At 58.7% G+C, this 24,159-nt stretch carries 25 protein-coding genes; 12 read left to right on the top strand and 13 right to left on the bottom strand.

Annotation, left to right across the window (positions count from 1 at the left end; genetic code table 11):
* The first annotated feature begins 90 nt into the window (after positions 1-90).
* The 5 genes from ASC90_RS29415 (at position 91) to ASC90_RS16545 (ending at position 3,895) form a co-directional block, all read left to right on the top strand.
* Entirely contained in the window at positions 91-267 is a 177-nt protein-coding gene (locus ASC90_RS29415; protein ID WP_200950915.1) for a hypothetical protein, read from the top strand.
* A 4-nt stretch (positions 268-271) separates the two neighbouring features.
* The gene (locus ASC90_RS16560; protein WP_056542460.1) at positions 272-1,225 is read left to right on the top strand and encodes a site-specific tyrosine recombinase XerD; all 954 of its coding nucleotides are present in this window, start codon (positions 272-274) and stop codon (positions 1,223-1,225) included.
* A 61-nt stretch (positions 1,226-1,286) separates the two neighbouring features.
* Positions 1,287-2,240, top strand: a complete 954-nt coding sequence (locus ASC90_RS16555) for an acetyl-CoA carboxylase carboxyltransferase subunit alpha (protein ID WP_056542458.1) — start codon at positions 1,287-1,289, stop codon at positions 2,238-2,240.
* A gap of 199 nt (positions 2,241-2,439) precedes the next feature.
* A complete protein-coding gene (locus ASC90_RS16550) occupies positions 2,440-3,666 on the top strand; it encodes a murein L,D-transpeptidase family protein (protein WP_056542456.1) in 1,227 nt (408 codons plus the stop codon).
* A gap of 4 nt (positions 3,667-3,670) precedes the next feature.
* The gene (locus ASC90_RS16545; RefSeq protein ID WP_056542454.1) at positions 3,671-3,895 is read left to right on the top strand and encodes a sulfurtransferase TusA family protein; all 225 of its coding nucleotides are present in this window, start codon (positions 3,671-3,673) and stop codon (positions 3,893-3,895) included.
* Between the two features lies 1 nt (position 3,896).
* On the opposite strand, the gene ASC90_RS16540 is transcribed toward ASC90_RS16545, so the two are convergent.
* Together ASC90_RS16540 and ASC90_RS16535 are read right to left on the bottom strand one after the other, a co-directional pair.
* Positions 3,897-5,042 carry a GTP-binding protein gene (locus ASC90_RS16540; RefSeq protein ID WP_056542453.1) on the bottom strand — a complete coding sequence of 382 codons (1,146 nt, stop codon included), beginning with the start codon at positions 5,040-5,042 and terminating at the stop codon, positions 3,897-3,899.
* A gap of 12 nt (positions 5,043-5,054) precedes the next feature.
* Complete coding sequence (locus tag ASC90_RS16535; RefSeq protein ID WP_056542451.1) at positions 5,055-6,179, bottom strand: D-alanyl-D-alanine carboxypeptidase family protein; 1,125 nt, start codon at positions 6,177-6,179, stop codon at positions 5,055-5,057.
* A gap of 156 nt (positions 6,180-6,335) precedes the next feature.
* On the opposite strand from ASC90_RS16535, the gene ASC90_RS16530 reads away from it, so the two are divergent.
* The 3 genes from ASC90_RS16530 (at position 6,336) to ASC90_RS16520 (ending at position 9,246) form a co-directional block, all read left to right on the top strand.
* Positions 6,336-7,499, top strand: coding sequence for a M20 aminoacylase family protein (locus tag ASC90_RS16530; RefSeq protein ID WP_056542450.1), 1,164 nt, complete (start codon positions 6,336-6,338; stop codon positions 7,497-7,499).
* A gap of 752 nt (positions 7,500-8,251) precedes the next feature.
* Positions 8,252-8,935 carry a ParA family protein gene (locus ASC90_RS16525; RefSeq protein WP_056542448.1) on the top strand — a complete coding sequence of 228 codons (684 nt, stop codon included), beginning with the start codon at positions 8,252-8,254 and terminating at the stop codon, positions 8,933-8,935.
* The gene (locus ASC90_RS16520) at positions 8,935-9,246 is read left to right on the top strand and encodes a hypothetical protein (protein WP_056542446.1); all 312 of its coding nucleotides are present in this window, start codon (positions 8,935-8,937) and stop codon (positions 9,244-9,246) included. Before ASC90_RS16525 ends, ASC90_RS16520 begins: the two co-directional genes overlap by 1 nt.
* A 58-nt stretch (positions 9,247-9,304) precedes the next feature.
* On the opposite strand, the gene ASC90_RS16515 is transcribed toward ASC90_RS16520, so the two are convergent.
* On the bottom strand, positions 9,305-9,958 hold the full coding sequence (locus tag ASC90_RS16515) for a hypothetical protein (RefSeq protein WP_156392987.1): 654 nt from the start codon (positions 9,956-9,958) through the stop codon (positions 9,305-9,307).
* A gap of 34 nt (positions 9,959-9,992) precedes the next feature.
* Between ASC90_RS16515 and ASC90_RS28900 the strand changes: the two genes are divergently transcribed.
* The 3 genes from ASC90_RS28900 (at position 9,993) to ASC90_RS16505 (ending at position 12,110) form a co-directional block, all read left to right on the top strand.
* Positions 9,993-10,133 (top strand): hypothetical protein, encoded by a 141-nt coding sequence (locus ASC90_RS28900; protein WP_156392985.1) that lies wholly within the window; start codon positions 9,993-9,995, stop codon positions 10,131-10,133.
* Positions 10,133-10,870: a DUF2290 domain-containing protein gene (locus tag ASC90_RS16510; protein WP_056542442.1), complete on the top strand. Its 738-nt coding sequence runs from the start codon at positions 10,133-10,135 to the stop codon at positions 10,868-10,870. The genes ASC90_RS28900 and ASC90_RS16510 overlap by 1 nt, the downstream gene beginning before the upstream one ends.
* A 307-nt stretch (positions 10,871-11,177) precedes the next feature.
* Positions 11,178-12,110, top strand: coding sequence for an MBL fold metallo-hydrolase (locus ASC90_RS16505; protein WP_244480398.1), 933 nt, complete (start codon positions 11,178-11,180; stop codon positions 12,108-12,110).
* 102 nt (positions 12,111-12,212) lie between these two features.
* On the opposite strand, the gene ASC90_RS16500 is transcribed toward ASC90_RS16505, so the two are convergent.
* From ASC90_RS16500 to ASC90_RS16490, 3 genes are all read right to left on the bottom strand, one after another.
* A complete protein-coding gene (locus tag ASC90_RS16500) occupies positions 12,213-13,142 on the bottom strand; it encodes an NAD(P)-dependent oxidoreductase (RefSeq protein ID WP_082519947.1) in 930 nt (309 codons plus the stop codon).
* Positions 13,132-13,869: a L,D-transpeptidase gene (locus ASC90_RS16495; protein WP_056542437.1), complete on the bottom strand. Its 738-nt coding sequence runs from the start codon at positions 13,867-13,869 to the stop codon at positions 13,132-13,134. Before ASC90_RS16495 ends, ASC90_RS16500 begins: the two co-directional genes overlap by 11 nt.
* A 142-nt stretch (positions 13,870-14,011) precedes the next feature.
* Positions 14,012-14,938 carry a LysR family transcriptional regulator gene (locus ASC90_RS16490; protein ID WP_056542435.1) on the bottom strand — a complete coding sequence of 309 codons (927 nt, stop codon included), beginning with the start codon at positions 14,936-14,938 and terminating at the stop codon, positions 14,012-14,014.
* A gap of 513 nt (positions 14,939-15,451) precedes the next feature.
* Between ASC90_RS16490 and ASC90_RS16485 the strand changes: the two genes are divergently transcribed.
* Positions 15,452-15,955: an ATP-binding protein gene (locus tag ASC90_RS16485; RefSeq protein ID WP_056542433.1), complete on the top strand. Its 504-nt coding sequence runs from the start codon at positions 15,452-15,454 to the stop codon at positions 15,953-15,955.
* Between the two features lie 65 nt (positions 15,956-16,020).
* Here the strand turns inward: ASC90_RS16485 and ASC90_RS16480 are convergent, their stop codons facing one another.
* The 7 genes from ASC90_RS16480 to hlyD all read right to left on the bottom strand — a co-directional run bounded on the left by ASC90_RS16480 (position 16,021) and on the right by hlyD (position 23,966).
* Complete coding sequence (locus ASC90_RS16480) at positions 16,021-16,749, bottom strand: DUF1810 family protein (RefSeq protein WP_056542432.1); 729 nt, start codon at positions 16,747-16,749, stop codon at positions 16,021-16,023.
* Between the two features lie 61 nt (positions 16,750-16,810).
* On the bottom strand, positions 16,811-17,932 hold the full coding sequence (locus ASC90_RS16475) for an ATP-binding protein (RefSeq protein WP_056542431.1): 1,122 nt from the start codon (positions 17,930-17,932) through the stop codon (positions 16,811-16,813).
* A gap of 338 nt (positions 17,933-18,270) precedes the next feature.
* Positions 18,271-18,888 (bottom strand): TetR/AcrR family transcriptional regulator, encoded by a 618-nt coding sequence (locus tag ASC90_RS16465; protein ID WP_244480397.1) that lies wholly within the window; start codon positions 18,886-18,888, stop codon positions 18,271-18,273.
* 68 nt (positions 18,889-18,956) lie between these two features.
* Complete coding sequence (locus ASC90_RS16460; protein ID WP_056542427.1) at positions 18,957-20,069, bottom strand: ABC transporter permease; 1,113 nt, start codon at positions 20,067-20,069, stop codon at positions 18,957-18,959.
* Positions 20,069-21,196 (bottom strand): ABC transporter permease, encoded by a 1,128-nt coding sequence (locus tag ASC90_RS16455; protein WP_056542681.1) that lies wholly within the window; start codon positions 21,194-21,196, stop codon positions 20,069-20,071. Before ASC90_RS16455 ends, ASC90_RS16460 begins: the two co-directional genes overlap by 1 nt.
* A 17-nt stretch (positions 21,197-21,213) precedes the next feature.
* The gene (locus tag ASC90_RS16450) at positions 21,214-22,959 is read right to left on the bottom strand and encodes an ATP-binding cassette domain-containing protein (RefSeq protein WP_056542424.1); all 1,746 of its coding nucleotides are present in this window, start codon (positions 22,957-22,959) and stop codon (positions 21,214-21,216) included.
* Positions 22,956-23,966 carry a secretion protein HlyD gene (hlyD, locus tag ASC90_RS16445; protein WP_056542422.1) on the bottom strand — a complete coding sequence of 337 codons (1,011 nt, stop codon included), beginning with the start codon at positions 23,964-23,966 and terminating at the stop codon, positions 22,956-22,958. The genes ASC90_RS16450 and hlyD overlap by 4 nt, the downstream gene beginning before the upstream one ends.
* Positions 23,967-24,159: the final 193 nt, after the last annotated feature.

Below are 24,159 nucleotides of genomic sequence, written 5' to 3'. Positions count from 1 at the left end.
GTCGCGGGCAAGTGAAACTTGGTTCAAAAGCTCCTTCTTGCGCTTGCAAACACGCTTCTTCATAAAGAAGCAAAGCCATGGAGTTGCTGAATGCCAAGCCTGTTCCGTTTACTCGCCATATTGGCGATCATCGCCGGAGCGATATACGGAACGATGTGGGGCCTCGTTACGTTCGTCGAGCCGCAGGAGCGCGACGTCACGATCCGCATTCCTTCCGAGCGGATCAATCCACCCTCCACTGGCGCAATCAACCCGGCCAGGAAGTGATGCGATGAAGGATCTCGGCCGCGTTCACGTGGAAGCCTTTCTCGAGATGATGAGCGCCGAACGCGGCGCGGCTGCGAATACGCTTTCCTCCTACGAGCACGACCTTGACGCGCTCCGCTCGTTCCTGAACGGAAAGAGCATCAGACTGACCGAAGCAGGATCGGCCGATCTTTCCGGCTACCTGGCCTCCCTCGCCGAACAGGGGTTCAAGCCCTCCTCACAGGCTCGCAGGCTGGCCGCGATGCGCCAGTTCTACAAGTTCCTCTACGCCGAAGGTCTCCGCACTGATGACCCGACCGGCATACTCGACGCCCCCAAAAAGGGCCGGGCGTTGCCAAAGACAATGGGCATCGATGAGGTCGGCAGGCTGCTAGAGCAGGCGGAAACGGAGGCACACGATCCCGCTCCCGGACAGTTGCTGCGGCTGCGCATGCTGGCGCTGCTCGAGCTTCTCTACGCGACCGGCATGCGGGTCAGCGAACTCGTTTCCCTTCCCGCCCGCGTGCTTGATCAGGAGGGGCGCTTCCTGATGATCCGCGGCAAGGGCAGCAAGGAGCGCCTGGTACCGCTTTCGCAATCGGCGATCGCTGCCCTGAAACTCTACGGCCGCATGCTGGTCGCCGAGAATGCCGCAACAGGGAAGCCCGAGGAAAGTCCATGGCTTTTCCCGGCAGCCTCGAAGGAAGGGTATCTGCCGCGCCAGGTTTTTGCACGCGATCTGAAAAATCTTGCAATCCGGACGGGTCTTACACCATCTATGATCTCGCCCCACGTCATGCGGCACGCCTTCGCAAGCCATCTGCTCGCCAACGGCGCTGACCTGCGTGTGGTACAGGAACTGCTCGGTCATTCGGACATTTCGACCACGCAAATATACACGCATGTATTGGAGGAAAGGCTCCAGCAACTGGTCCAAACGCATCACCCCCTTGCCAAACAGGCGAAAAAGCAGGAATAGGACCGGCGACAAAGGGCATCCCAACCAAATACCCCGGGCACAAGGAACGGAAACGCACCTCATGCACAACTACCTCGACTTCGAAAAGCCGATCTCCGACCTCGAAGGCAAGATCATCGAACTGAAGAAGCTCGCCTCGGAAGACGAGAGCATCGACACGTCCGATGAAATCGGAAGGCTCGAAGTTCGCGTTCGCGAGGCGACGGTCGACATCTATTCGAAGCTCAACGCCTGGCAGAAGACCCAGGTCGCGCGGCATCCGCAGCGACCCCACTTCGTCGACTACGCCAAGACGCTATTCCAGGAATTCACGCCGCTCGCCGGCGACCGGAAGTTTTCGGAGGATGCTGCGATCCAGGCCGGCCTTGCGCGTTTCCGCGGCCAGCCGGTTGCCGTTCTCGGCCAGGAAAAAGGCAGCGACACCAAGAGCCGCCTGAAGCACAACTTCGGCAGCGCGCGGCCGGAAGGCTACCGCAAGGCAATCCGCGTCCTTGAAATGGCTGACCGTTTCGGCCTGCCGGTCATCACGCTGGTCGACACCGCGGGCGCTTATCCAGGCGTCGGCGCTGAGGAGCGCGGTCAGGCGGAAGCCATCGCTCGCTCGACGGAAATGTGCCTGGGCGTCAAGGTTCCGATCATTTCCGTCGTCATCGGCGAAGGCGGCTCCGGCGGTGCGATCGCGATCGCGACCGGCAACCGGGTCTATATGCTCGAGCATGCGATCTACAGCGTGATCTCGCCGGAAGGTGCAGCCTCGATCCTGTGGCGCGATTCGGCGCGCGCCAAGGAAGCTGCCACCAACATGAAGATCACCGCCGAAGACCTGAAGTCCCTCGGCATCATCGACGGTATCATCGGCGAGCCTCTAGGCGGCGCGCACCGTGATCCCGACAGCGTGATTGCCGCGACCGGCGACGTGATCGCCAACGCATTGGGCGAGCTTTCCAGCCGCACCGGCGAGCAGATTCGCAACGATCGCCGCCAGAAATTCCTCAGCATGGGGCGCAACCTGTAGCGTGAAGACTGCGACACTTTGGCGATTGGGGCCAAACCTTAGCCACAATAATGTTATCAATAACATTCCTACTTGCGGGGGCCTTGGTGGCGCGGCATAGGATGGTAAGGTTTTCTAAACCATATTCATCCAATGATTCTGCTTCGTTTCCCGAGCTGCAAGACGGATTGGATCGCATCTCGTTATTGGGCTAGTTTGAATGCGCATTCGTCATTTTGCCTATGTTTCCCTGATAGCGCTGGCTCTCGCCGGCTGCAACGACGCATTGGATTCCACCCAGATCGACCTGTCGACGGTCAAGAATAAGGTCGAGCAGCCACTGCCGCCGCGCATCCTCTCCGAGATGAACGCGAAAAGCATGGACCGCAATTCGCCGATCATGATCCGCATCTTCAAGGAGGAAGGGGCGCTGGAGATCTGGAAGGCGAAGACCGACAACCGCTTTGACAAGATCGCCGACTACAAGATCTGCGCCTGGTCCGGTCGTCTTGGTCCCAAGGTGAAGCAGGGTGACAGGCAGGCGCCGGAAGGCTTCTACAACCTGAGCCGTGCCAACCTGAATCCGAATTCGAAATACTATTTGGCGATCAACACTGGCTTCCCGAACCGCTATGACGCCGTCAACGGCCGCACCGGCACCGACCTGATGATCCATGGCGCTTGCTCATCATCGGGTTGCTACTCCATGACCGACCAGCAGGTGCTGGAAATCTACGCCTTCGCGCGCGACGCCTTCAAGGGTGGACAGTCGACCGTTCAATTGCAGGCCTTCCCGTTCCGAATGACCGCCGACAACATGGTGAAGCACCGCATGAACTCGAACATCGAGTTCTGGAAGATGCTGAAGGTCGGCTACGACAATTTCGAGGTGACCAAGCGTCCGCCGGAAGTGAATGTCTGCGAGAAGAAATACGTCTTCAACCAACAGTCGGCCGGTGGCGGATTTGATGCCGGCGGCAAATGCCCGGAAATGTCGACGCCTCCCGCGCTGACTGCAGCGCTTGCCTCCTATGGCAAGACCTACGACCTGGCCTACGCCAAGGCGATCAAGGAATTCGACGGTCTGGCCTGGTACGATCCAAGCGAAGCCGAGCGCAAGGCGGTTGTCGCCAAACTGCGCAAGGGCCGTGACCTGGCGTATGCGCCGACGGGCACGTCGCTCGAGGCTGGACGGATGGTAAAGGTCGCGGAACTTGAAGGCATGATGTCCAACAAGACTGCGACGACTGTTGCCAACAATGCAGCTCCATCGGCAACGCCGGCGGCTCCGGAAGCGTCAAAGACCACGGCAGTTGCCGTTGTCGATCCGGCAGTTGTTCCCGTCCCGACGCCGAGCCCGCTGACCGCCTTTGCGCCAGCCGAGCAGCAGGAGCCGATCGAGGTTGCGTCAAAGAAGCCGTTCTGGAAATTCTGGGGCAGGGACTGATGGCGTGAGCGCCATTTCCTATGATCTGCGTGGGCTGAAATGCCCGCTTCCTGTTCTCAAGACACGCCGAAAACTGTCGTCGCTGCCCAGCGGCGCGACTATCCGCGTGGAAACGACCGATCCGCTTGCCGGGATCGATATCCCGCATTTCTGCAATGAAGATGGCCACGAACTGGTCGAGTCCGAAAAGACCGAACGCGGCCACCGCTTCCTGATCCGCAAACGATAGCTTAGAGCCGCATGCCTGGTATGGCGAGCGGGTTGTTCGCCAGCGCGGCGCGATCCGGCGTATCTATCCGCGGCTTGCCGAGAAACGCGTCGAACAGATCCTTCACGAAGGCCTCCGGCAGATCCTTGGTGATCAACACCATCCGCGTGCGCCTGTCGTCGGGGTTGGGCCAGGCAGGCAGCCTGGTCGGCGGATGGAATATATTCTGGACACCGTGCAGCACCAGCGGGCGCTCCGGACGGTCGGACACGGCGATGATCGCTTTCATGCGCAGCAGCTTTTCACCGTGCGCCGAACGCAGGAGATCGATGAACATGTCGAGCGCCATCGGATCGATCGGCTTGTCCTCGACGATCGAGAAGGACCGGATCGAAGCGTCGTGACGGTTTACGTCGTGGGGGTCCTGATGGTCGTGTCCGTGATGATGGTGATGACCGTGTCCATGGTGGTCATGGTGATGCGCCTCGTGGGCGTCTTCGTCGCGCAGCCAGCGGCCGACATCGGCACTCTTCGTCGCCGGATCGTAGAGACCGTTGAGCAGCGTTGCCGTCGTTCCGGTTTGCGGATCGTCGGCATCCATCAACGCCGCCCGCGGATTGAGCGATCGTAGCCGCACTTCGAGGCCCTGAAGCGTTTCCGCCGGGGCCATGGTCTTCTTCGAGATGATCAATCGATCGGCAACGGCAACCTGCCTCACGGCCTCTTCGTGATTGTCCAGCGTCTGCACGCCATTGACGGCATCGACGACGGTGACGACACCGTCCAGTTCGAAGTTCGTGGCGATGATCGGGTTACCCATGATCGCCTGCATGACTGGCGCCGGATCAGCAAGGCCCGTCGTCTCGATGACCACACGCTTGACTGGTTTGACGCGACCGGTCTGTACGGCATCCATCAGATTGGCGAGCGTATCGACCAGCTCGCCGCGCACAGTGCAGCACAGGCAGCCGTCGGAAAGCTCGATGATTGCATCGCCGGAGCTTTCAACGAGGAGATGGTCGATCCCGACATCGCCGAACTCATTGATGATCACGGCGGCGTCCTTCATCGCCGGATCCTTGAGAATGCGGTTCAGCAGGGTCGACTTGCCGGCACCGAGAAAGCCCGTGAGGATGGTGACCGGAATACGGTCCGAAGGAGCGCTCATGTGACTGTGGCCTTAGAACGAGGTCGGACGCGGCAGCGGCACCGGAACATTGGCAATGGTGCCGGCTGTATCGGCGGTAGCAAGCTTGTCCGGCTGCGGCTCGTTTTGGCCCGGGATCAGGCCGGCATAAACGAAATTCGGCTCGTGATCCATTTCCTGAATATAGGGCGAATTGATTTTCATGCGGCCTACCTCATCGCGTGTCTCGCTGCGAATCTTCGCGCCCTTTGCGCTGCAGATCTCGGCGGTGATATCCGTGACCTGATCCTGGCCAGGGCCGTAAGGCTTCAGAGAGCCGAGCGTATCGCCACCGGCGAATTGCGAGGTGAAGCCCTTCTGCAGCAGGTCGGCTGATGCGTCGACGCGCGCCGCCAGGCTATCGGTTCCGAGCACGACCGAAACCAATGTTCGGCCATTGCGCGTGGCTGAGCCGATCTGGTTGAAACCTGAAGCACAGATGAAACCGGTCTTCATGCCGTCGGCGCCGGCAAAGCGGCCGATCAGCATGTTGATGCTGGGCACGTTCTTTGGACCGGTGGTGATGCCTTCCAGCGAGAAGAAGCCGGCATATTGCGGGAAATCACGACGCAGCGCGACCGACAGGATCGCGAGGTCGCGCGCGGTCGTGTACTGACCCTTGCCTGGCAAGCCGTTCGGATTGACGAAGTGCGAATCCGACATGCCAAGCTTGGCCGCTTCGCCATTCATCCTCAGAACAAAGGCTTCCTGGGTGCCGCCGACGGCTTCCGCCACCGCCACGGCTACGTCGTTCGCGGATTTGACCATCAGTATCTTCAGCGCGCTATCGAGCGTCAGCTTCTGACCCGGCTTGAAGTACATCTTGGCTGGTGGCTGGGCAGCCGCCCGCTTGCTCATCACCACGGGCGTATCCAGACTGATCTGGCCAGAGCGGACAGCATCGAAGACGGTATAGACCGTCATCAGCTTGGTCAGTGAGGCGGGATACCACTTGCGGAAGGCCTCCTCGTGTTCAAGCACGCGGCCACTTTGAACATCGACCAGAATATGCGGGTTCGCATAGGCCTGCGAGGTGGCGGAAAAAGCAATGGCGGCTGCGGAAGCTGCGATTGAGAACGGCCGCATGGCGGCAAGCAAACGGTTCTGGCGCGTCGACACTGTTTATCCTCAAAGATGTCCGGGGTTCTCGAAACTTTCCCCTATTTAACGTATATGGCCATGACATGGCAAAGGTCATTGTCTAACTTATTTCCGCGGCATGATGTCTCCGTGGTTCTTTTGCCGCCATTTTCGATTTCACTGGGGAAAGCAAGCATGCCGATTTTGAACAGAGCCGCCGAGCTTCAAGGCGAAGTCACCGAATGGCGTCGGCATATCCACGAGCGGCCGGAGCTGCTGTTTGCGGTCGAGAACACCGCGGCTTTCGTGGCGGAAAAGCTCAAGGAGTTTGGCGTCGATGAAATAGTGACCGGCATCGGTCGCACCGGCGTCGTCGGCCTGATCAAGGGTCAGGGCGACGGGACCCGGGCGATCGGCCTGCGGGCCGACATGGATGCGCTGCCCCTGACCGAGATCTCCGGCAAACCCTGGGCCTCCAGAACCTCCGGCAAGATGCATGCCTGCGGCCATGACGGCCATACGGCGATGCTGCTCGGCGCCGCCAAGTATCTCGCCGAAACCCGCAATTTCAACGGCAATGTCGCGGTGATCTTCCAGCCGGCGGAAGAAGGCGGCGGCGGCGGGAACCTGATGGTCAAGGATGGCATGATGGAGCGCTTCGGCATCGAAGAGGTCTATGGCATGCACAATCTTCCGGGCCTTCCGGTTGGCCAGTTCGCCATCCGCAAGGGCGCGATCATGGCCGCGACCGACGAATTCACCATCACCATCAAGGGTCGCGGCGGCCACGCTGCGCAGCCGCACAGGACCATCGACCCGATCGCCATCGGCGCGCAGATCGTCACCAACCTGCAGCTTCTGGCGTCGCGCAACGTCGATCCGCTGCGCTCGGTCGTCGTCTCGGTCACCAAGTTCAACGCCGGCTTCGCCCACAATGTCATCCCCAACGATGCGGCGATCGCGGGAACCATACGAACGCTGGACGATGAGGTGCGCGATCTTGCCGAAGCGCGCCTGAAGCAGATCGTTGAGGGCCTCGTTGCCGCCCACGGTGCCGAGGTCGACATCGCCTTCCACCGAAACTACCCCGTGACCTATAACCACGTGGCAGAGACCGGCCATGCGGTCCAGATCGCCAGCGACATAGCTGGTGCGGCCAACGTCAACGCCGAGATCGACCCGATGATGGGCGGCGAGGATTTCTCCTACATGCTGAACGCCCGCCCCGGCGCCTTCATCTTTATCGGCAACGGCGATACGGCGGGACTGCACAATCCGGCCTATGACTTCAACGACGAGGCCATCAGCCACGGGATTTCCTACTGGGTACGCCTGGCCGAACAGCGCCTCGGCCAATAGCAATCCCACCGACGAATTCCATTGCAAAAGAGCTTGGCTTCCGGCCAAGCCTTTTGTATGGATTACGCCTGAGTGGTCCCGTAGCTCAGCAGGATAGAATAGGTTTAGGGGCGGAAATATTTACCGATTAACCTCAAAGGCCCGCAAAATGCTGGGTTCCCGGGTCGGTAACATTACCGGTCTCATTGATTGCCCTCTTGCTCGCATTCCTGCCATCAGCTATGGGGTGATTAATGACAGTTTGTCCACGTAGCTCAGCAGGATAGAGCACAGGATTCCTGGTTGTAAATTGGGGGCTGCACAACGAAAGGGTGTAGTCGATCTGCTCAAAGTCGGGGAACGCTTCGCTGAACTTTCAGCATGCCAATCCCGAGCCAAGCTTCGGAGAAATCCGTTGAAGGTGTAGAGACTGGATGGGTAGCACCTAAAGGCTTCGGTCCATGGTGAAGGGACAGTCCAGACCACGAACGCTCTAGGGCGGCGGCTAAAGCCGAAGTGGTATGAATCCTGGGGTCGGAGGTTCGAATCCTCTCGTGGACACCAATTTCCTTAGAACGGCTCATACCGAAATTGACGCCTAGAAGCGTCCTTTTCGTTTTACCTGACGATTTCGTTAGAATTCTAACGAGATATCATGATTGCAATCATGAATGATTGCAAGGCTTAACGCAAGCAGGATTGCTTGCTTTCTTGCATTCGTGGGCAAAACCGAGTACTTTTCTGACCGATCTAATCTCTATGGAGAGCCACGAATGCCAGTGATATGCGCCGCCAACCCTAAGGGGGGCGCGGGGAAATCAACGATGATCCTGACGCTGGCGACCACGCTTTCTCACGAAGGAGCATCGGTTACGGTCATAGACGCCGACCCGAACCGGCCGATTTCCGACTGGCGAACAGGTGGCAGCCGATTGGCCATCAAGGTCGTTGGAGACGTTACCGAGGCCAACGTCCGTGATCGCATCAACACGGCAGCAAGGGAAAGTCAGTTTGTCTTCGTTGATCTCGAAGGGACTGCGAGCCGACTGGCCTCTCGCGCGATCATCCGTGCCGACCTCACGTTAATTCCGCTATCAGGCAGCGCACTCGACGCGAGACAAGCAGCCAGAGCAGTTGGCCTAGTGAAGGAGAGCGAAGAGGATACCGGCCGTCGTCTCAACTTCTGCCTGGCTTTCAACCGAACCAACCCTCCACCCTTTACTCGCAGGATTGAGCGCGAGATCACCAATCAGATGATCGCCAATCGCCTCCCGGTGATGCCCACCCACCTTTACAGACGAGAAGCCTACAACGCGATGTTCATGGAGAAACTGAGCCTCTACGAACTCGACGGCAAAAGCGTCAACGGGTTGAGCGGCGCTATCGAGAATGCGATACAGGTTACGGCAGATGTACTGGAGCTCCTTCGCGCGATCGCGGATGAAAAGGCGGCGTAATGAGCAAGACCGATATTTTCCGAACGGAAGAGCGCAAGCTGAAGATCGACGAGTTCAAGCCGGAGACGGGCGAGGACAGTGACAGCGAGCTCGAGCAGCGGGTCGCAGATCGGACCGCCGAACGGAATGGCTTTACCAGCCGTGAGACGATCGAGCGCGTCGGCCGCGTCCGAAAGCCTAGCGAGCCGTTTGATCAGGCTTACGTTCGCGCGCCGCTTGCCACAATCAATCGGTTCAAGCGCTACTGCAACGAAACCGGCTATTCTTACGGTGAAGCGTTGGATGTCTTGATGAAGAAAGCCGGCGTTTAATCGACAACCTGATCGACGGTAGCTGACCCGCGGCAACGCTCGGGTCAGCCGATTTCAATTATTTCTCACCTGCACGCCGTCTCTTTTCGGCCGACTTGAAGTCTTCGATTAGGGTTTCGAGTTCGGCTAGGGTGCTGGCGTCCAGGATCAGGGTTCCGATGGGTGTCTTCCTACTCACCTTGACCCCGTCATCGTCAACTGTAAACAAACCGAGCTTCAATATCCCAATCCAATAATCCAAGGATTCGATAGCGCGGCCGGACGTCGACGGGATCGCGTCGGCATCAACTTTCACGTTATCGGTGATGAGTTTCTTCAGACCTGCGATCCGTTGTCTTTGTTCGCGAATAATTCGGAAAAGTTCATCGAAAACAGCGCGCGTGTTGGCATCAACGCCACCGAGATCGATGGATTCCAGGTCGTCGAAGGTCAATGGATCGTCCGCCATGATGTTCGTTAGGTCATCGAAGGCGCGTTTCCAAATACGGAGCATTTCCGGGTAGGTGTTGTAGATTGTCCGTTCACTAGGGAAGGCGGGGTCACCGCCTCCCATAGTGGCACCGGTTTCCGCTACAAGAGCCGCGGTAGGGATGTATGGTGTTTTCCTGCTGCTCAGGAGAACGCGGCAGACGTCTGCGATCTTCCGATAGTTTGCTTTTGCCACAGCCCTCTCAATGGGCAGCGACTCGATCAGGGTAAACGCAGCTGTCACCAATAGTCCCCGATTGACTTTCACGATGCCCAACATGAGCAAGCTGAACACAATTCAACGTGGCCTAGAGGAAAAGCATGCCCGCCTGGTCGAGGCCAAGCGTCGCATGGAGCGCTTGAAGAACGAGCTCAACCTGTCCGATGAGGATATGGCGAGCTTGGTCGAGGATGACTAATGACGCGTGATGACTTCAATGCGAGCATCCGTGCAATCCAAGCCTTCTTCGAGAATGAAGGTTACCTTGAAAGCACCGTCTACTTGGTGGCACTTCCACGTTCCGAGGACTTCAACGCGACGACTCTAACTTCGAAGGACTATAGCGTCGTTTATGAAAAGGGCCTCTCTCTATCGCACTACAATTTCATATTGAAAGACCTCGCTTACTTTCAGTTCTCGCATGCATCAGGAGGAGAGTGGGCTCTGGCATATTACCCGAACCCTCGGGTAAGTGGTTCACCGGACGCATTTGCGGAGTTCAATGATTTGAAGGACGCTCTGGATCGAGACGAGATCAACGATGAGGAGTTTTCGTCATTGGTTTCGAGCCTTCCCATTGGCAACTACATTCCCCGCGTCAGGTTCGAATACAGCGAGAGCCAATACAGGCGTGTCAGACATCCTGGCGCGCATTTCCATATTGGTATGTCAGGCGAAGATCGATGGGCCTCGTCCCGCAAGCTATCGCCTCGATCGTTCGGCATGCTTATCGCGAAGCACTACTATCCCGACCTGTGGTGGAATAAATCCAGGTTTTCGCTCTCTGAAGAGGATCAGGAGCTCCCAGGCAATGTGGAAACCTGCTTCGACGAGAAGCTACTGAACTCCATTCGCAACGATGGCGTGTCGCATTCTTTTGCCGAATTTGAGCGACAAACGTTCCATTTCGGGGCTCTACAAGCCGCTATGGCGTAGAGGGTGTTTTAGACAAAATCAAATTGCTCGGTAAGCGGTGTCTCAATCCCACCGTGAGAGTTCCCTCACGTTTAAAGGACTTAGAACCTAATTGATTTACAATCCGATGCGTTACCCAAGCGCGGCGCGCTGTAAACCTTCGTTTGTCTTACGGCCCGGTGCGCGCAGGCATAACCTGCTCGAAGCCGCCACGAAGAAGTGCCCGCATCAGGGGCGCTCCTCAGGAGCATCGACGGAAAGTGACGGCTGCCAACCAACACAGGAGCACGCTATGTCGCAATTAACAGTCGAATCCCATGGACGGACAATGCCTCAGCTGCAGCCGCCGGCGGAGGACTCTTTTCATCATGGCAAATCCGGCAAGAGCGAATTGGTTTCCTCGCGGTATGCCGTCAAGATCGGTGACATCGACGTGATGATCATCAGCGACGGCGTTCTTCCTCTTCCGAACGAGATGCTGGGCTACAACGCAGACCCGGCGCATCTTGCGGACTGGGTATCCGACATGTTTCTCCCGACTGACACGTTCGACTGGCCGCTCAATGCTGTCGTCGTGCATAGCGGGGACCAGATCATCCTCCTCGACGCCGGGCTCGGAATGGACCCCGATCTCCATCTTCCGAGAGCGGGCCAGCTGCTCAAACGCCTCGATGCCGCCGACATCGATCTCGGTTCGGTTACCGACATCGTCTTGACCCATCTCCACATGGACCATATCGGCGGGCTGGTCGTCCCTGGTGTCAAGGAAAAGCTCCGTCCGGACCTGAAGATTCACGTCGCCGCCGCCGAAGTCCGGTTCTGGCAAGCTCCGGACTTTTCCCACGTGCACATGCCTGAAGGATTTCCAGATGCGCTAAGGGCAACGGCCAAGAAGTTTTTGGCCGACTACGGTGATCATCTGACGTTGTTCGACGACATGAAGGAGATCGCGCCCGGCGTTACAGCACGGCGGACAGGCGGCCATACCCCCGGACACTGTGTCATCCGCGTAGCGTCCGGCGCAGATGCGCTTACCTTCGCAGGCGATGCGGTTTTCGCGGTCGGCTTCGAACAACCGGAATGGTTCAACGGTTTCGAACATGATCCCGAGGAAGCCGTCCGGGTCAGGGTGGAACTTCTCAAGGAACTTGCTTCGACTGGCGAACTGCTCGTGGCTACCCACCTGCCGTTCCCGTCACTCGGCCGCGTCGCGGTGACGGCGGACGCATTCCGCTGGGTGCCGGTTTTCTGGGACTACTAAACGGTGCGGTCTGCTACTGACAGCGTCACGGCATCATCAGAGGCGGCAGGACATTCGGAACCCTGCCGCCCCCTATCGAGGGCCTTCCGAGGTCGTCGGCCGCTAGGCCGCGATCGCGGTCGGAAGCTCCCGTCCCTCGAAAAACGCGTTCAGGTTAAGGATCAGCTGGTCCACCAGTTTCGGCATGACAGTTCGCGTGGTCCCGGCCGAGTGCGGTGTCACGATGACGTTGGCTAGGTTCCGCCACTTTACGGGGTCGGTCGGCTCGTTCTCGAAAACATCGAGCGCAGCTCCCGCCAAGCGTCCCGACCTCAGGCGATCGACCAGGGCGTCCTCGTCGACGAGACGGCCTCTCGCGACGTTCACCAACAGTCCTCGCGGACCGAGGGCGTCGAGAATCGCGCCGTCTATCATGTGACGGTTGGAGGAGTCCGCCTTGCACGCGACGATCAGGACGTCGTTCTCGTTTGCGAGTGTCATCAGGTCTGGCAGCCTCGGAAACGACACATCGTCCTTGGGACGCGGCCCCCACCAGGATACGGGCAGCCCGAGCAGGGCGCACCGAGCAGCGACCGCCTTCCCGATCGCCCCCATACCCACCACGCCGACCGAAAGCTCTCTGAGGGAGCGGGTGACGATCTTGGCGCTGCCCGACCATTCGCCGGAGCGGACGAGGCGGTCCCCCGAGACAAGACCTCGGGTCCAAGCGATCAAGAGGCCAAGGGCATGGTCGGCCACGTCTTCGTGGTTGACTTCGACTGCGCGGGTCACTTTGATGCCTCGCCGGGCCGCCCATCGGACGTCGACCCCGTCATAGCCTGTCGAGAGACATGCGATCAGTCCGAGATTTGGAAACTGGGCCAGGTAGCTTTCTTCCAAACAGGTGTCGCCTGCCACGACGATCGCCGTGACGTCATCGGTCAGGGCTTTCGGGACCGCTTTCCATCCGACAACGGCTTCGTAGTTCGGCGGTAGGCGGGGACCGACGAACGCGATCTGCTCATGAGCGATCAGCACTCTCTTAGGCTGCATTCAACGACGTGTCCGGCTGCTGGGGCTGAGGCATCGGAGCCTGGAACACCTTGATCCGCGCGTGGTACGGAACGCGTTCGTAGAGGTCGACGATGTCGTGGTTCATAAGGCGAACGCAACCCGACGAGACGGCCTTCCCGATGGAATTCCACTCCGGGCTTCCATGGAGCCGGTATAGCGTGTCCTGACCATCACGGTAGATATACAGAGCGCGCGCACCGAGCGGATTCATCACGCCGGGTTCCATTCCTCCGTTTGCGATCGAATACTTCTCGAGTTCGGGCTGCCGCCCAATCATCTCGGCCGGCGGCTTCCAACGCGGCCACGCCTGACGCCAATGGATGACGCCATCACCTTCCCATGAGAACCCTTGACGACCGACCCCGATGCCGTAGCGCATCGCCGTGCCTCCGGCCTCGACAACGTAGAGGAACCGCTTGGACGTATCCACGACGACCGTGCCGGGCATTTCACCTGTGGGATCGGTCACGCGCTGGCGAAGGTACTGTGGATCGATCTGTTTGTAAGGTACCGCGGGAACGAGATGCCCGCCGTCTTCAAATGCACCATACCGGGCGTCGAGTTCCGGGTCCTCAGGTGACTGCGGTGGCAGTTCAGCTACCTTCGCGGGGATCGGGGGATTCTTGGGTTCCGTGGTCGCGCACGCGCTCAAGAGCGCCGGGGCCGCCAAAGTTCCCAGGAGTAGAGAACGTCGAGAGATTATCATCTGTTTGTCTGCACCGCTTCTATGGGAGGTGTGGGCGATAGTCGCTGCGAGCGATAATCGACATCCGACTCCTAGAAACATCAGCGCGACCAAGCAGTCCATTGCGCGGTTGGTTATGGTCCCGATAACGGTCGGTTATCACTCAGGCTGCCAGCATCATATCCTGTGCAATGCCGTCGATAGACCGCAGTTTTGGCATGACGAAATCCACGAACGAACGCACGACCGGACGCATGAATTTGGTGGACGGAAACGTCAGGAACGCCTCCGTCGGTTTTACCGCGTATTCGGGAAGCACCCGGACGAGCTCACCGCGCGCAAGCAGATCGATCACGAGATTCCGCTGGACTTGCCCGACGCCACGTCCGCGAAGGAGGGCGTCGACGACAACGTGCGCGTTGTTGGTCTTGAGGACGGGCTTTATCGCGATCTCGGTCGTTGAACGGTCACGCCGAACAAGCGACAGGGTATTCCTCGCCGAGGTGCTGGTGAAGGTCGAGACGACATCCAGATCGGCGAGGTCGTCCACTGAAGCAATGGGACCGACCTTGTCCAGAAACTGCGGTGACGCCACCAAGATACGCTCCACCCAACCAATCCTGCGGGCGATCACCTCCTGCTGCTCGATCTTTCCGTATCTGAGGCTGACATCGAAGTTCTCGTAGAGGAGATCGACCGCCCGTCCGTCCAAAACGAGGTCGACGCTGATGTTGGGGTGCATGTCCTGAAACTCCATCACGATGCCGTAGAAATGCTGGACACCGATGCAGGAAGGCGCGTGGACACGGAGGTTTCCCTCTATTTCGCCCATGTTGATACGAACGCCCTCGAGAGCGGCGTCAATCGATGCGATTGCCTGTCGGCTGGCTTCGTACAACTCCGTCCCGTGCGCGGTCGGGAGAACGTTCTTTGGCGTTCGTTCGAGGAGGCGCGCGCCGACATGCTTCTCGAGATTGACGATGTGCTTTGTGACCGCCGGTTGGGAGATACCGAGGTCGCGCGCGGCCCCGGTTATCGACCCTTTTTCAACCGTCCTGATGAACGACCTCAAGGCGGTGTTCAAGTCCATACCCATAACTCCCCGTTATAACCTCCGAAGGCGATAACATTCTGAATGTGGCATGGCCGTGACGCACGCCTTCAAAGCGTGGGTCGCAACAGCACTTCAGCTAGCCTGCCACGCAGCCCTTCCCGTCACACCCTTGCAAACAGCGCCGACAAGAAACCGTCTGATGCGATGTCAAATCATACCGCTCAGCATTGTGGGGGCTGGGGCATGGTGCCTTTGCGTTGGACGCTTCAGATGTTTCCGACGGGACACCAAAGGCTCCGTGGTCGGCAGCCAACTGATACAGTAGAAAGAACGAAAACATGTCTCCACCTCGCGGTTGCGATTGAACACCTCCGCAATAATACGGGATTGGAGTTGTGCGGTTAACGCAAACAAAGGTTTACATGCGCTGGTCCTCCGCCCCTCGCTTCACGGTAAACCACCGTTTTATTGATCCGCCGCTTTCCATCTGCAAACACGGGCGCATTCCGAACGTCGTGGCGACGTTCGGTGCCATCCAGCGAGGAAAGAATGGCGGTAAACCCAGTGCTCAACCACCCAAGCAACGAAAACACGGTCGAGACGGTCGATCTGCGGATGCTGTTCGCCGATATCCAAACCGAGATTGGACAGTCGCTCGCGCCGGAAATCCAGCTCGATGTAAAGTTGGCTTCGTCGCTTCCGTTGGCCGCATGTTGCCGTGAAAGGCTTCGCGATGCGATCGTCCAGCTCCTCAGCAATGCGCGAGACGCCTTGCCAGCAGGCGGAATCATTGGCCTGAGCGCTGCTGCCCGTCACCATAGGGACGGAGTGAGCAGCCTCGATTTGCATGTTTCCGACAATGGTATTGGCATGGAGGGCACAATGCTTCGCCGAGCCCTGGAGCCATTCTTCACGACGAAGACCACGGGCCTGGGAGGATTAGGCCTCACGATCGTCAGCCATTTCGCACGCGAAGTCGGCGGAAAATTTCACTTGGAGAGCGAGTTTGAAATAGGCACCCGCGCGACCCTGTCGCTGCCGGCCTTTGTCTGACCCGCTGTGCCTCACTCGGGCCGAAACGCGAGCCCGAGTGACTTCGACGGGAACGGGATCGTTCGTCAGAACCCGGACACGGACTGTCCAAGCTTAGTCATAGTCTGGCTATCGAGGCTTCCGGCGAACCAGGCGTCCAGTGTGGACTCGAACAGGAACTCAGAGCTAGCGTTGAAGAAAAGCGTCATCGAGGCATGCAGCTTCCGCACGTCCACGGCAGTCAGTGTTGAATGTGCCTGCGTCGTCCTGAGATGCTCCAAGGCGCGTACGCACTCGCGATAGCGCCCACCAAGAACAGCGTCCTCGAGATAGTTGCGCGCTGATTCGAGAGAGCCGATGGAGAGCGATCCTCCACCAAGTGAACACCCCGTACCATGCAATCTGGGGAACAACGCGTCGAGATCGTCGGACGGGACACGGCCTTCGCGAATGGCGATAAGGTTCCGGTCATACGAGGGCCCTTGTGCAGCGACGAAGCGCATAAGGTCTCCGGACTGCGTATGCGACGCAGGAGAAGCGACGCCTACGACGTCGAGATATTCTGGGTTCGCATGCAGGAAGGCGTTCATGAAGGAGCACCTTGACAACGCTGTTTCGCCGCGGCGTTTCACCAAATCCAGTGTACCCTCCACCAGAGCGGTTCCAATGCCTTGCCCCAAAAATTCCGGGACCTCGACGTGTACGAATACGATCAGGTCGCCTTCGAGCCTATAGTATGCGGCGGCGATGCTGTTTTCATGGATCGCGCGCTCGAAGCGACGTTTGGATGGGTTGTCCCTGACTTGTGTGTCCATTGTTTCCACTCCGGCTTTTGGTGACCGATCACCGACTGCCGATAGGATATTTCGTGTACGGCTAGCGGTCATCTAAACGAAGGTTTGCATCGACCTCCTGGGCGGCGGGCAAGATGACTGTCATTGTAGCGCCGTCCGATCCGCTTGTGGCCATAATCGATCCCCCGTGATTTGAAAGGATCGAGCGGCATATGGCCAACCCCAAGCCCGCGCCCTCCGGCTTTGTCGAGAAAAAGCCGTCGAAAATTCGATCTAGGTTCTCGCTGTCTATGCCGCCACCGGTGTCCCTGACGGTCATTCGGATAGCTCCGTCCTCAAGTGTCGTCGCGATGTGAATCTCACGGACCGAGTGGTATGGACTCGAAGTCGCGTGGACGCTGTTGAGAAGTAGATTCACCAAAACCTGCTGCAATTGTATCCTGTCGCCGACGACGTCCGGAAGCGTCGGTTCGAAGTGTCGGCAAACCTCGATCCCGTAAGACTGGAGATTTGGCATAACGAACCGAATTGCCTCGTCTGCCACGGTGTTGACGCTGACACGCCTCCAGGCCGTTTTTTTCTTCGCGGTCATCTCGTGCACGCGCCGGATAACGTTGTTCGCACGGTGGGCGTTCTCTTCGATCCTGGTCATCAGGGCGGCCACGCGCGCTCGATCCAATGGTTCCCTCTCAAGCCAACGCGCGCCCGTGGCCGCATCGGTTACAATGACGGACAACGGTTGCCGCACCTCGTGCGCGATCATGGCTATCAGTTGACCCAGCGCGGAAAGTCGGTCCGCGTGAATGACATCCGCTTCGAGGTCGGAAAACTGCGATGCGGATCGCCGCCGGCCGAATTCGACGTAGTGCGAAACTCCACCATCCTGCGATGAGATCGCGAAAACCCGGACATTGAGCGTCACAACCGTGTCCATTGACGATCGCGTCACCACCCCCTGCCAGCACCCCCATTTTGCGATCTCCCGCCAAGGAAGGTCGCCCTTGTCCACTGCGGAGGCTACGTCTCGGCCCAAGACCTCGTCGACCTTCCAACCGAACAGAGCAAGCGCTACGGAATTGCAGTGAAGGACGATTCCGTCAATTCCATAAACCACCACGCTTCCGGCAGCTTCCTCGGCCATTCTCGCGACCAGTGGGTCGACCGCCGAGACCCGTTCTTCTTGAGTGTGGTGGGCGGTATTCATGTTGTCTCCATCACTCAGTAAGCCCTGAGCCACGCAATGCTTTTGAAAAAGTTCTGCGCCCGGGCGACGTGGGCCCGATTGATATTCATCTGAAGTTCATGACTGGTCGCAAAGCGACCTAGCATTGCAATTAGCCGTTCCTCTTCCGCTTCGTGGACGCCAGCCTTCTTACAGTATTGAGAGATGTCCCAGACGGCTCTCACGCTTGTCTCGTTAGTCATTTTCTACCAATCATCGACATGCCCGCAGGCGCTTTGAGAAACAGGCGGCGGAGCCGGTCTGGTACGGTACTTTACCGTACCTGTCAAACTCACGTCACGCGCCCAGTACCTCTTGGATTAGGCCTTCGTGAAAGCTCCCGCGACTAGGGCTTCGACAGACCGCCGCACGTCACTTTCAACGACCTCTGCTGTCGGCGTTATTCCGGTGAGCAGCGCTTCAAGGTGGACGGACCCTCGGAGCAGCGCCAGAAACTGGTCCGCCGCGACTTGGGGGTCCTCGCTCAATCGAGCTTCGGTCTGCTGCGCCAGGAAGTTGGCAAGAATGTCGGAAACCCGCTTCGTCGCGTCCACAACAAACCTCTGTCCCAAGCCCGGGAAATGCGGAGATTCCGACACAACGGCACGGAACAGCGCCAGGCCGTCGGGTGATACGATAGTCCTGAGGTAGGTCCGGCCGAAAGTCGTGAGGGTTTCACGAAGCCCTTTCACCGGCATTACCGTGAGCCCGACGATCGTTCGGTCCGAAACCATTTTGATGACGGCGAAAAACAGGTCCTCCTTGCTCGGGAAATATCTATAAAGCGTCCGCTTCGAGCCTCCCGTCACCGCAATCACGTCGTCCAACGAAGTGCGCGAAAACCCCTTCTTGAAGAAAACCTCGGCAGCAGCCGAAAGCATTTCGTTTCGGCGAGCTTCCTCGCGTGGCGACAGTAATAGATCAGGACTGCTGGACAATGAAGTTTCCTGTTTGGAATGGGAGGTATCAAAAGTCGCTATAGCGGATTGACAGACAATTGTCCGCATCATCCGAGCCGACGCCGGAACAGCCAAGAAGCCGAACCCAGCGTGACAGCAGCGATCAGCAACAATGGCACAGTCTGGCGGATAACCTCGTCGAGGCCGATGTCCTTGAGGAAGATTCCTTTGACGATTACCAGAAAGTATCTCAACGGATTGACGATGGTCACAGGCTGAAGCCAATCCGGCATGTTTTCGATGGGGGTAGCGAACCCCGACAAGAGCGTTGCCGGGACGAGAAACAAAAAGGCCCCAAGTATCGCCTGTTGCTGCGTGACCGACATCGCCGAAATGAACAGGCCGATACCCGCGATCGACCCAAGATAAAAGAGCGAGCTTGTATAAAGCAGAATGAGCGAGCCCCTGAGCGGAACCTCGAATAAAAACACCGCCGCCACGATGTAGACCGTCATGTGAAAAAGCCCGATCAACATGGGCGGCACCAACTTACCGACCACGATTTCGTGCGTGCGCAAGGGCGAGACGAGAAGCTGGTCAAAGGTGCCTAACTCGCGCTCTCGGGCGATCGACAGCGCCGTAACGATAAGGCCGATGAGAAGGGCGATATTGGCAATCAGGTTGGGTACCATGAACCACTGATAGATCAGGTTCGGATTGAACCAATACCGCGGTTCGGTCGACAAGGCCCGGGGAGCGAGTCGGACGCCAGTGGGCGTCTCCTCACTCAGGGACGCGACGATCCGCGAAAGATACCCCGCGACGATCTGCGAGGCGTTCGAACGCCGCCCATCGAGGATCACCTGAAGGTCGGCGGGTTGGCCAGCAGCGATGTTCCTCGAGAAATCTGGTCCCACGGTGACAGCGGCCGTTACGCGTTGCTTATCAATCGCGTCGTGGACGTCACGCAGCGTAGCTGCCGGAATGACCTCCCGAAACATTGGCGAGCCTTTGATTCGCAGGGACAACTCTTGGCCCCAGTAGCCGGCGTCCCTGTTCAAAAACATCACATCCACGTTACGAACTTCGAGGGTGGCGGCGTACGAGAATACGAGGAGCTGGACAATCGGCGGGCCGATGAGGATCGCTCGGCCCTTGGGGTCACGCAACACAGCGAGCAGTTCCTTGACAATCAAGGCTTTCAAACGAATCCACCACATCACGCGATCCTCTTCCTGGTACTGCGAGCCGCGAGCGTGAAGAAGACCGCTCCTATAACAAGCATCGCTATGGCGGACTGGGCGAACATCGGCCAGATGTCTCCGGCCAGGAAAACCGTCTGCAGGCAAGGAATCAGGTAGCCGGCCGGCACGAGATAGGTAAGCCACTGGATGACCTGCGGCATGGAGTTGATCTCGAAAAGGAAGCCGGACAGAAGGAATGACGGTAGAAACGCGGTTATGAGAGCGAGCTGGGAAGCCAGGAACTGGTTCTTCGTCGCCGCCGATATCAGGAGCCCCTGCCCGAGCGCGGGAACAAGAAACACCGCGGAAAGGAAGTACAACGCGACCATTGAGCCTCGAAAGGGCACGCCGAACAGTCCAACGGCAACCACAACGCATAGCGTCATTGAAGCGAGCGCAAGCAGGAAGTAAGGCAATATCTTGCCGGCAAGGAGTTCCACTGCGGAAACCGGGGTCGCCATGATCGCTTCCATAGTCCCCCTCTCCCACTCCCGCGCCACGACAAGAGACGTCAGTAGGGTTCCGACAAGCGTCATGATGATTGCGATCGATCCGGGAACCAGAAAGTTGCGGCTTGTAAGCTCGGGGTTGAACCAGAACCGTTGCTCGACCTGAATCGGCGGCAGGTTTACGGCGATATCCGACCCACGTTGCCGCTGCCAGTTCGATACCGCTCCCTGCGCGTAGTTCAGGACGAACGCCGCTGTATTCGGATCGGAGCCGTCGACGATCACCTGAACGCCAGGTCGCTCGGCCGCTGCGTATTCCGTGGTGAAGTCGGCGGGGATAACGATGATACCCCTCACCCTCGCGAGGACCAGTTCCTCTTCGAACTCCCGACGGTCACGGCCGGTTTGGACGGAAAAGTAGGGGGACCCTTGAAAACTGGCCGCCAGATCGCTCGTAAGCGGATTGACCTCCTCGATGACCAACCCTATCCGGGTCCGCGTCGCGTCGAGCGAAATTCCGTAGCCGAACAGAAAAAGCAGGATCAGCGGCAACACGAACGCGATGAGTATGCTGCTTGGGTCACGAACGACTTGAAGCGCTTCCTTCCGGACCAGCGCGCCGAACCGCATCGCTGTTCCACCATCGGGCGGCATGGGTTTAGGCGTCGACATCATCCGCTCTCCTTCATGTCGGACTGCTTTACGAGAGCGATAAAGGCATCTTCCATGGTCGGATCGGCGTTCTCTGTGGTTGCCGTCCTCGACTTGAGTTCGTCCGGGGAACCAAGTGCGATTGAACGTCCTCTGTAGATCAAGGAAATACGGTCACAGTACTCGGCTTCGTCCATGAAGTGGGTCGTCACGAGAACCGTGACGCCTTTCTCGACAAGACCGTTGATATGCGTCCAAAATTCCCTACGGGTGATCGGGTCGACGCCTGACGTCGGCTCGTCGAGAAAGAGCGCCTTGGGCTCGTGGATGACTGCACATGCAAGGGCCAAGCGCTGCTTGAGACCAAGCGGAAGAGCGCCCGCCGACGTGTTCAAACGCGAACCGAAATCGAATATGGACGTCATCAACTCGATGCGCTCACGTTTCTTGGCTCCAGTCAGCCCGTAAACCCCGGCGAAGAAATCGAGATTCTGACGGACGCTCAGATCGCCATAGAGCGAGAATTTCTGCGCCATGTAGCCGAGCATGTTCCTTGCCTGAGGCGCGTCCTTTCGGAGATCGAAACCCGCGACGCGACCCTCGCCTCCCGTCGGCACGAGGAGGCCGCAGAGCATCTTGAAGGTGGTCGATTTACCCGCTCCGTTCGGCCCAAGAAGTCCGAATATTTCCCCAGCGGGTATATCGAACGTGATGTTGTCGGCTGCGACGAAATCGCCAAACCGCTTCACTAACCCCTTCGCTTCGATAACGGGTTGATTGTCCGCTCTTGAAATCGCCGGCTGGGACTCGGCAAGCTTCGACTTGCCGCCAGGGCCGCCTCCGAGCATGTCGACGAATGCGTCTTCGAAGCGCGGTGCGACTACCCGTATCTCCGCAGCGGGGCCGAGCGAGCTGAGGACCGGGAGCGCAGTGCTTTTCGTGACGATCCTCAAAGAGTCGCCCTGGATGCCGCCGTCGACGATGCCCTCCTCGTCCAGCAACTTCGCAAGGACGCCGCGTCGACGCCCTCCGACGTTCTTGACGCGAAAGACGCGACCCGTCACGCGTTCGGTCATTTCTCCAGGACTGCCCGAAAAAAGCACCCGGCCCTCGTTGAGCAGCAGGACCCTGTCACATGCTTCCGCCTCGTCCAGATACGCGGTCGACCAGACAACACCGATCCCTTCTTCGGTCAGATTTTCGACCATCTTCCAGAGGTCGCGCCGGGAGATGGGGTCGACGCCAACCCCGGGCTCGTCCAGTAACAGCAAACGAGGCTTTTTAAGGAGGGCGCAAGCGAGGCCAAGTTTCTGCTTCATCCCTCCCGACAGTTTGCCCGCGAGCCTTGTCGAGAACCGTTTGAGGTCGGTGAACTCGAGTAGGTTTTCAAATGTTGCTTCACGTTCGGAGTGAGGCAATCCCCGCAAGTCAGCATAGAGTGTCAGGTTTTCTCGGATGGAAAGGTCTTCATAAAGGCCGAAACGCTGAGGCATGTAGCCAATAGCGGCCTGGATTTGCGACGCATGCGTCCCGGTGTCCATACCGAGGATAGCGACCGAACCGGTATCTGGCTGCATGAGCGCCGTCATCAGCCTTATCAGCGTTGTCTTTCCGGCCCCGTCCGGACCGACGATCCCCGTGATCTGACCTGCGAAGATCGAGCCGGAGACATCTTCCAAGGCCGGTTTCGTCGCCCCGAATCCTTTCGCCACCTTATTCAGGGTGGCACATTCCCGCGGCAGGGTGACATCGCCGTCAGCGGTCATTGCCCTGACGCCTGAACTGACGGAAACCTGACCGTCACAGGCATGCCCTGACGAAGGTCTGGATCGGGTAGGTCGATGACGACTCGGAGGCGGTAAACCAGATCGGTCCTTAGCTCGGGAGTCTCGACGGATTTCGGGGTGAACTCTGCCACCGGTGATATGAACCCAACCGTGGCATCGTATTGTTTAGTGGCGTCGGTATCGGAGGACACCTTCGCCTTCATGCCAGGGTGGATTTTACCCAGGGATGTCTCCGCGATGTATGTCCTAACCCAGACGGGCCGGGTCAGTGAAAGCACATAAGCCACGTCCGCCGGCGAGACGATCGCGCCAGCTTCGCGAACTCTCGATAGTATGACGCCATCGTTGGGTGCGCGAAGATCGGTGTCGTCCAATGACGTCTGGGCAGCCGACAAGGTCGCCTCACCTGCCTTGAGCTGCGCGGCAGCGGTAGCGATGTCTTCTATGCGGGTTCCTTCGAGGAGCACAGCCAGAGCCTGGTCCGTGACATCCGCTCGTGCAGCCGCGACAGCCCGAGCGGCGGTGGCGTCGTCGAGCCCCGCTTCGGATATCGTGCCCTGTGGCCGCAGGCGTCGCGCGCGGTCGTAAGCGACGCTGGCGTTTTTGAGGCTGGCAACACTTTCATCGTGGGCTGCTCTGGCCTGAGCGATCTCGGTCTTCCGGGGGCCTGCCCGCAATTTATCAAGCGTCGAGCGGAGAGCAGAAGCGTTGGCTTCAGCCGATAGCAACGCATATCGGTGAGGGTCTCTATCCAGACGCGCGATGACGTCGCCTTTGCGTACGTCGTCACCTTCGTCGACGAGTGACTCGCTGATGCGGCCGCCCACTCGGAAGGCCAGCGCGACCTGGCGTATGTCCACATTCCCATACAGGACCAGTTCAGTTCCGGTCCTGTGGGACAGGCCGACCAACGCCAGCGCATCGAACCGCCAGAGGGCTCCGGCAAGAACCAGCAGCACTATCCCGGCCGAAATCGCTTTTTTCATCGTCTTCTCCCGGCGCAGGTCGAGACGGCAAATACACCCATCTGCCCTGCCGATTTTTATGGGAAAGCCCAGTGCGGCACCCACAGTTGAAATCATGGAACGGCGGTCCAGCGTGGCGCTGCCGCTCCTTGGACGGACAACCCGCCTTCTTATCGAGATAGTCTGCGTAGGTTTCGAGGGACAGCCAAACGTT

The sequence above is a fragment of the Rhizobium sp. Root1220 genome, assembly GCF_001426265.1.
Taxonomy (GTDB): domain Bacteria; phylum Pseudomonadota; class Alphaproteobacteria; order Rhizobiales; family Rhizobiaceae; genus Rhizobium.
Note: the sequence above shows the minus strand (reverse complement) of the source record. Positions and strands in the feature narration are given on the sequence as shown.

Bases quoted from the DNA above. Each gene is read 5' to 3' on its own strand.
- ASC90_RS29415 (WP_200950915.1), top strand. From the start codon at position 91: ATGCCAAGCCTGTTCCGTTTACTCGCCATATTGGCGATCATCGCCGGA.
- ASC90_RS16560 (WP_056542460.1), top strand. From the start codon at position 272: ATGAAGGATCTCGGCCGCGTTCACGTGGAAGCCTTTCTCGAGATGATG.
- ASC90_RS16555 (WP_056542458.1), top strand. From the start codon at position 1,287: ATGCACAACTACCTCGACTTCGAAAAGCCGATCTCCGACCTCGAAGGC.
- ASC90_RS16550 (WP_056542456.1), top strand. From the start codon at position 2,440: ATGCGCATTCGTCATTTTGCCTATGTTTCCCTGATAGCGCTGGCTCTC.
- ASC90_RS16540 (WP_056542453.1), bottom strand. From the start codon at position 5,042: ATGAGCGCTCCTTCGGACCGTATTCCGGTCACCATCCTCACGGGCTTT.
- ASC90_RS16530 (WP_056542450.1), top strand. From the start codon at position 6,336: ATGCCGATTTTGAACAGAGCCGCCGAGCTTCAAGGCGAAGTCACCGAA.
- ASC90_RS16525 (WP_056542448.1), top strand. From the start codon at position 8,252: ATGCCAGTGATATGCGCCGCCAACCCTAAGGGGGGCGCGGGGAAATCA.
- ASC90_RS16520 (WP_056542446.1), top strand. From the start codon at position 8,935: ATGAGCAAGACCGATATTTTCCGAACGGAAGAGCGCAAGCTGAAGATC.
- ASC90_RS28900 (WP_156392985.1), top strand. From the start codon at position 9,993: ATGAGCAAGCTGAACACAATTCAACGTGGCCTAGAGGAAAAGCATGCC.
- ASC90_RS16510 (WP_056542442.1), top strand. From the start codon at position 10,133: ATGACGCGTGATGACTTCAATGCGAGCATCCGTGCAATCCAAGCCTTC.
- ASC90_RS16505 (WP_244480398.1), top strand. From the start codon at position 11,178: ATGCCTCAGCTGCAGCCGCCGGCGGAGGACTCTTTTCATCATGGCAAA.
- ASC90_RS16500 (WP_082519947.1), bottom strand. From the start codon at position 13,142: ATGCAGCCTAAGAGAGTGCTGATCGCTCATGAGCAGATCGCGTTCGTC.
- ASC90_RS16495 (WP_056542437.1), bottom strand. From the start codon at position 13,869: ATGATAATCTCTCGACGTTCTCTACTCCTGGGAACTTTGGCGGCCCCG.
- ASC90_RS16490 (WP_056542435.1), bottom strand. From the start codon at position 14,938: ATGGACTTGAACACCGCCTTGAGGTCGTTCATCAGGACGGTTGAAAAA.
- ASC90_RS16485 (WP_056542433.1), top strand. From the start codon at position 15,452: ATGGCGGTAAACCCAGTGCTCAACCACCCAAGCAACGAAAACACGGTC.
- ASC90_RS16480 (WP_056542432.1), bottom strand. From the start codon at position 16,749: ATGGACACACAAGTCAGGGACAACCCATCCAAACGTCGCTTCGAGCGC.
- ASC90_RS16475 (WP_056542431.1), bottom strand. From the start codon at position 17,932: ATGAATACCGCCCACCACACTCAAGAAGAACGGGTCTCGGCGGTCGAC.
- ASC90_RS16460 (WP_056542427.1), bottom strand. From the start codon at position 20,069: ATGTGGTGGATTCGTTTGAAAGCCTTGATTGTCAAGGAACTGCTCGCT.
- ASC90_RS16455 (WP_056542681.1), bottom strand. From the start codon at position 21,196: ATGCCGCCCGATGGTGGAACAGCGATGCGGTTCGGCGCGCTGGTCCGG.
- ASC90_RS16450 (WP_056542424.1), bottom strand. From the start codon at position 22,959: ATGACCGCTGACGGCGATGTCACCCTGCCGCGGGAATGTGCCACCCTG.
- hlyD (WP_056542422.1), bottom strand. From the start codon at position 23,966: ATGAAAAAAGCGATTTCGGCCGGGATAGTGCTGCTGGTTCTTGCCGGA.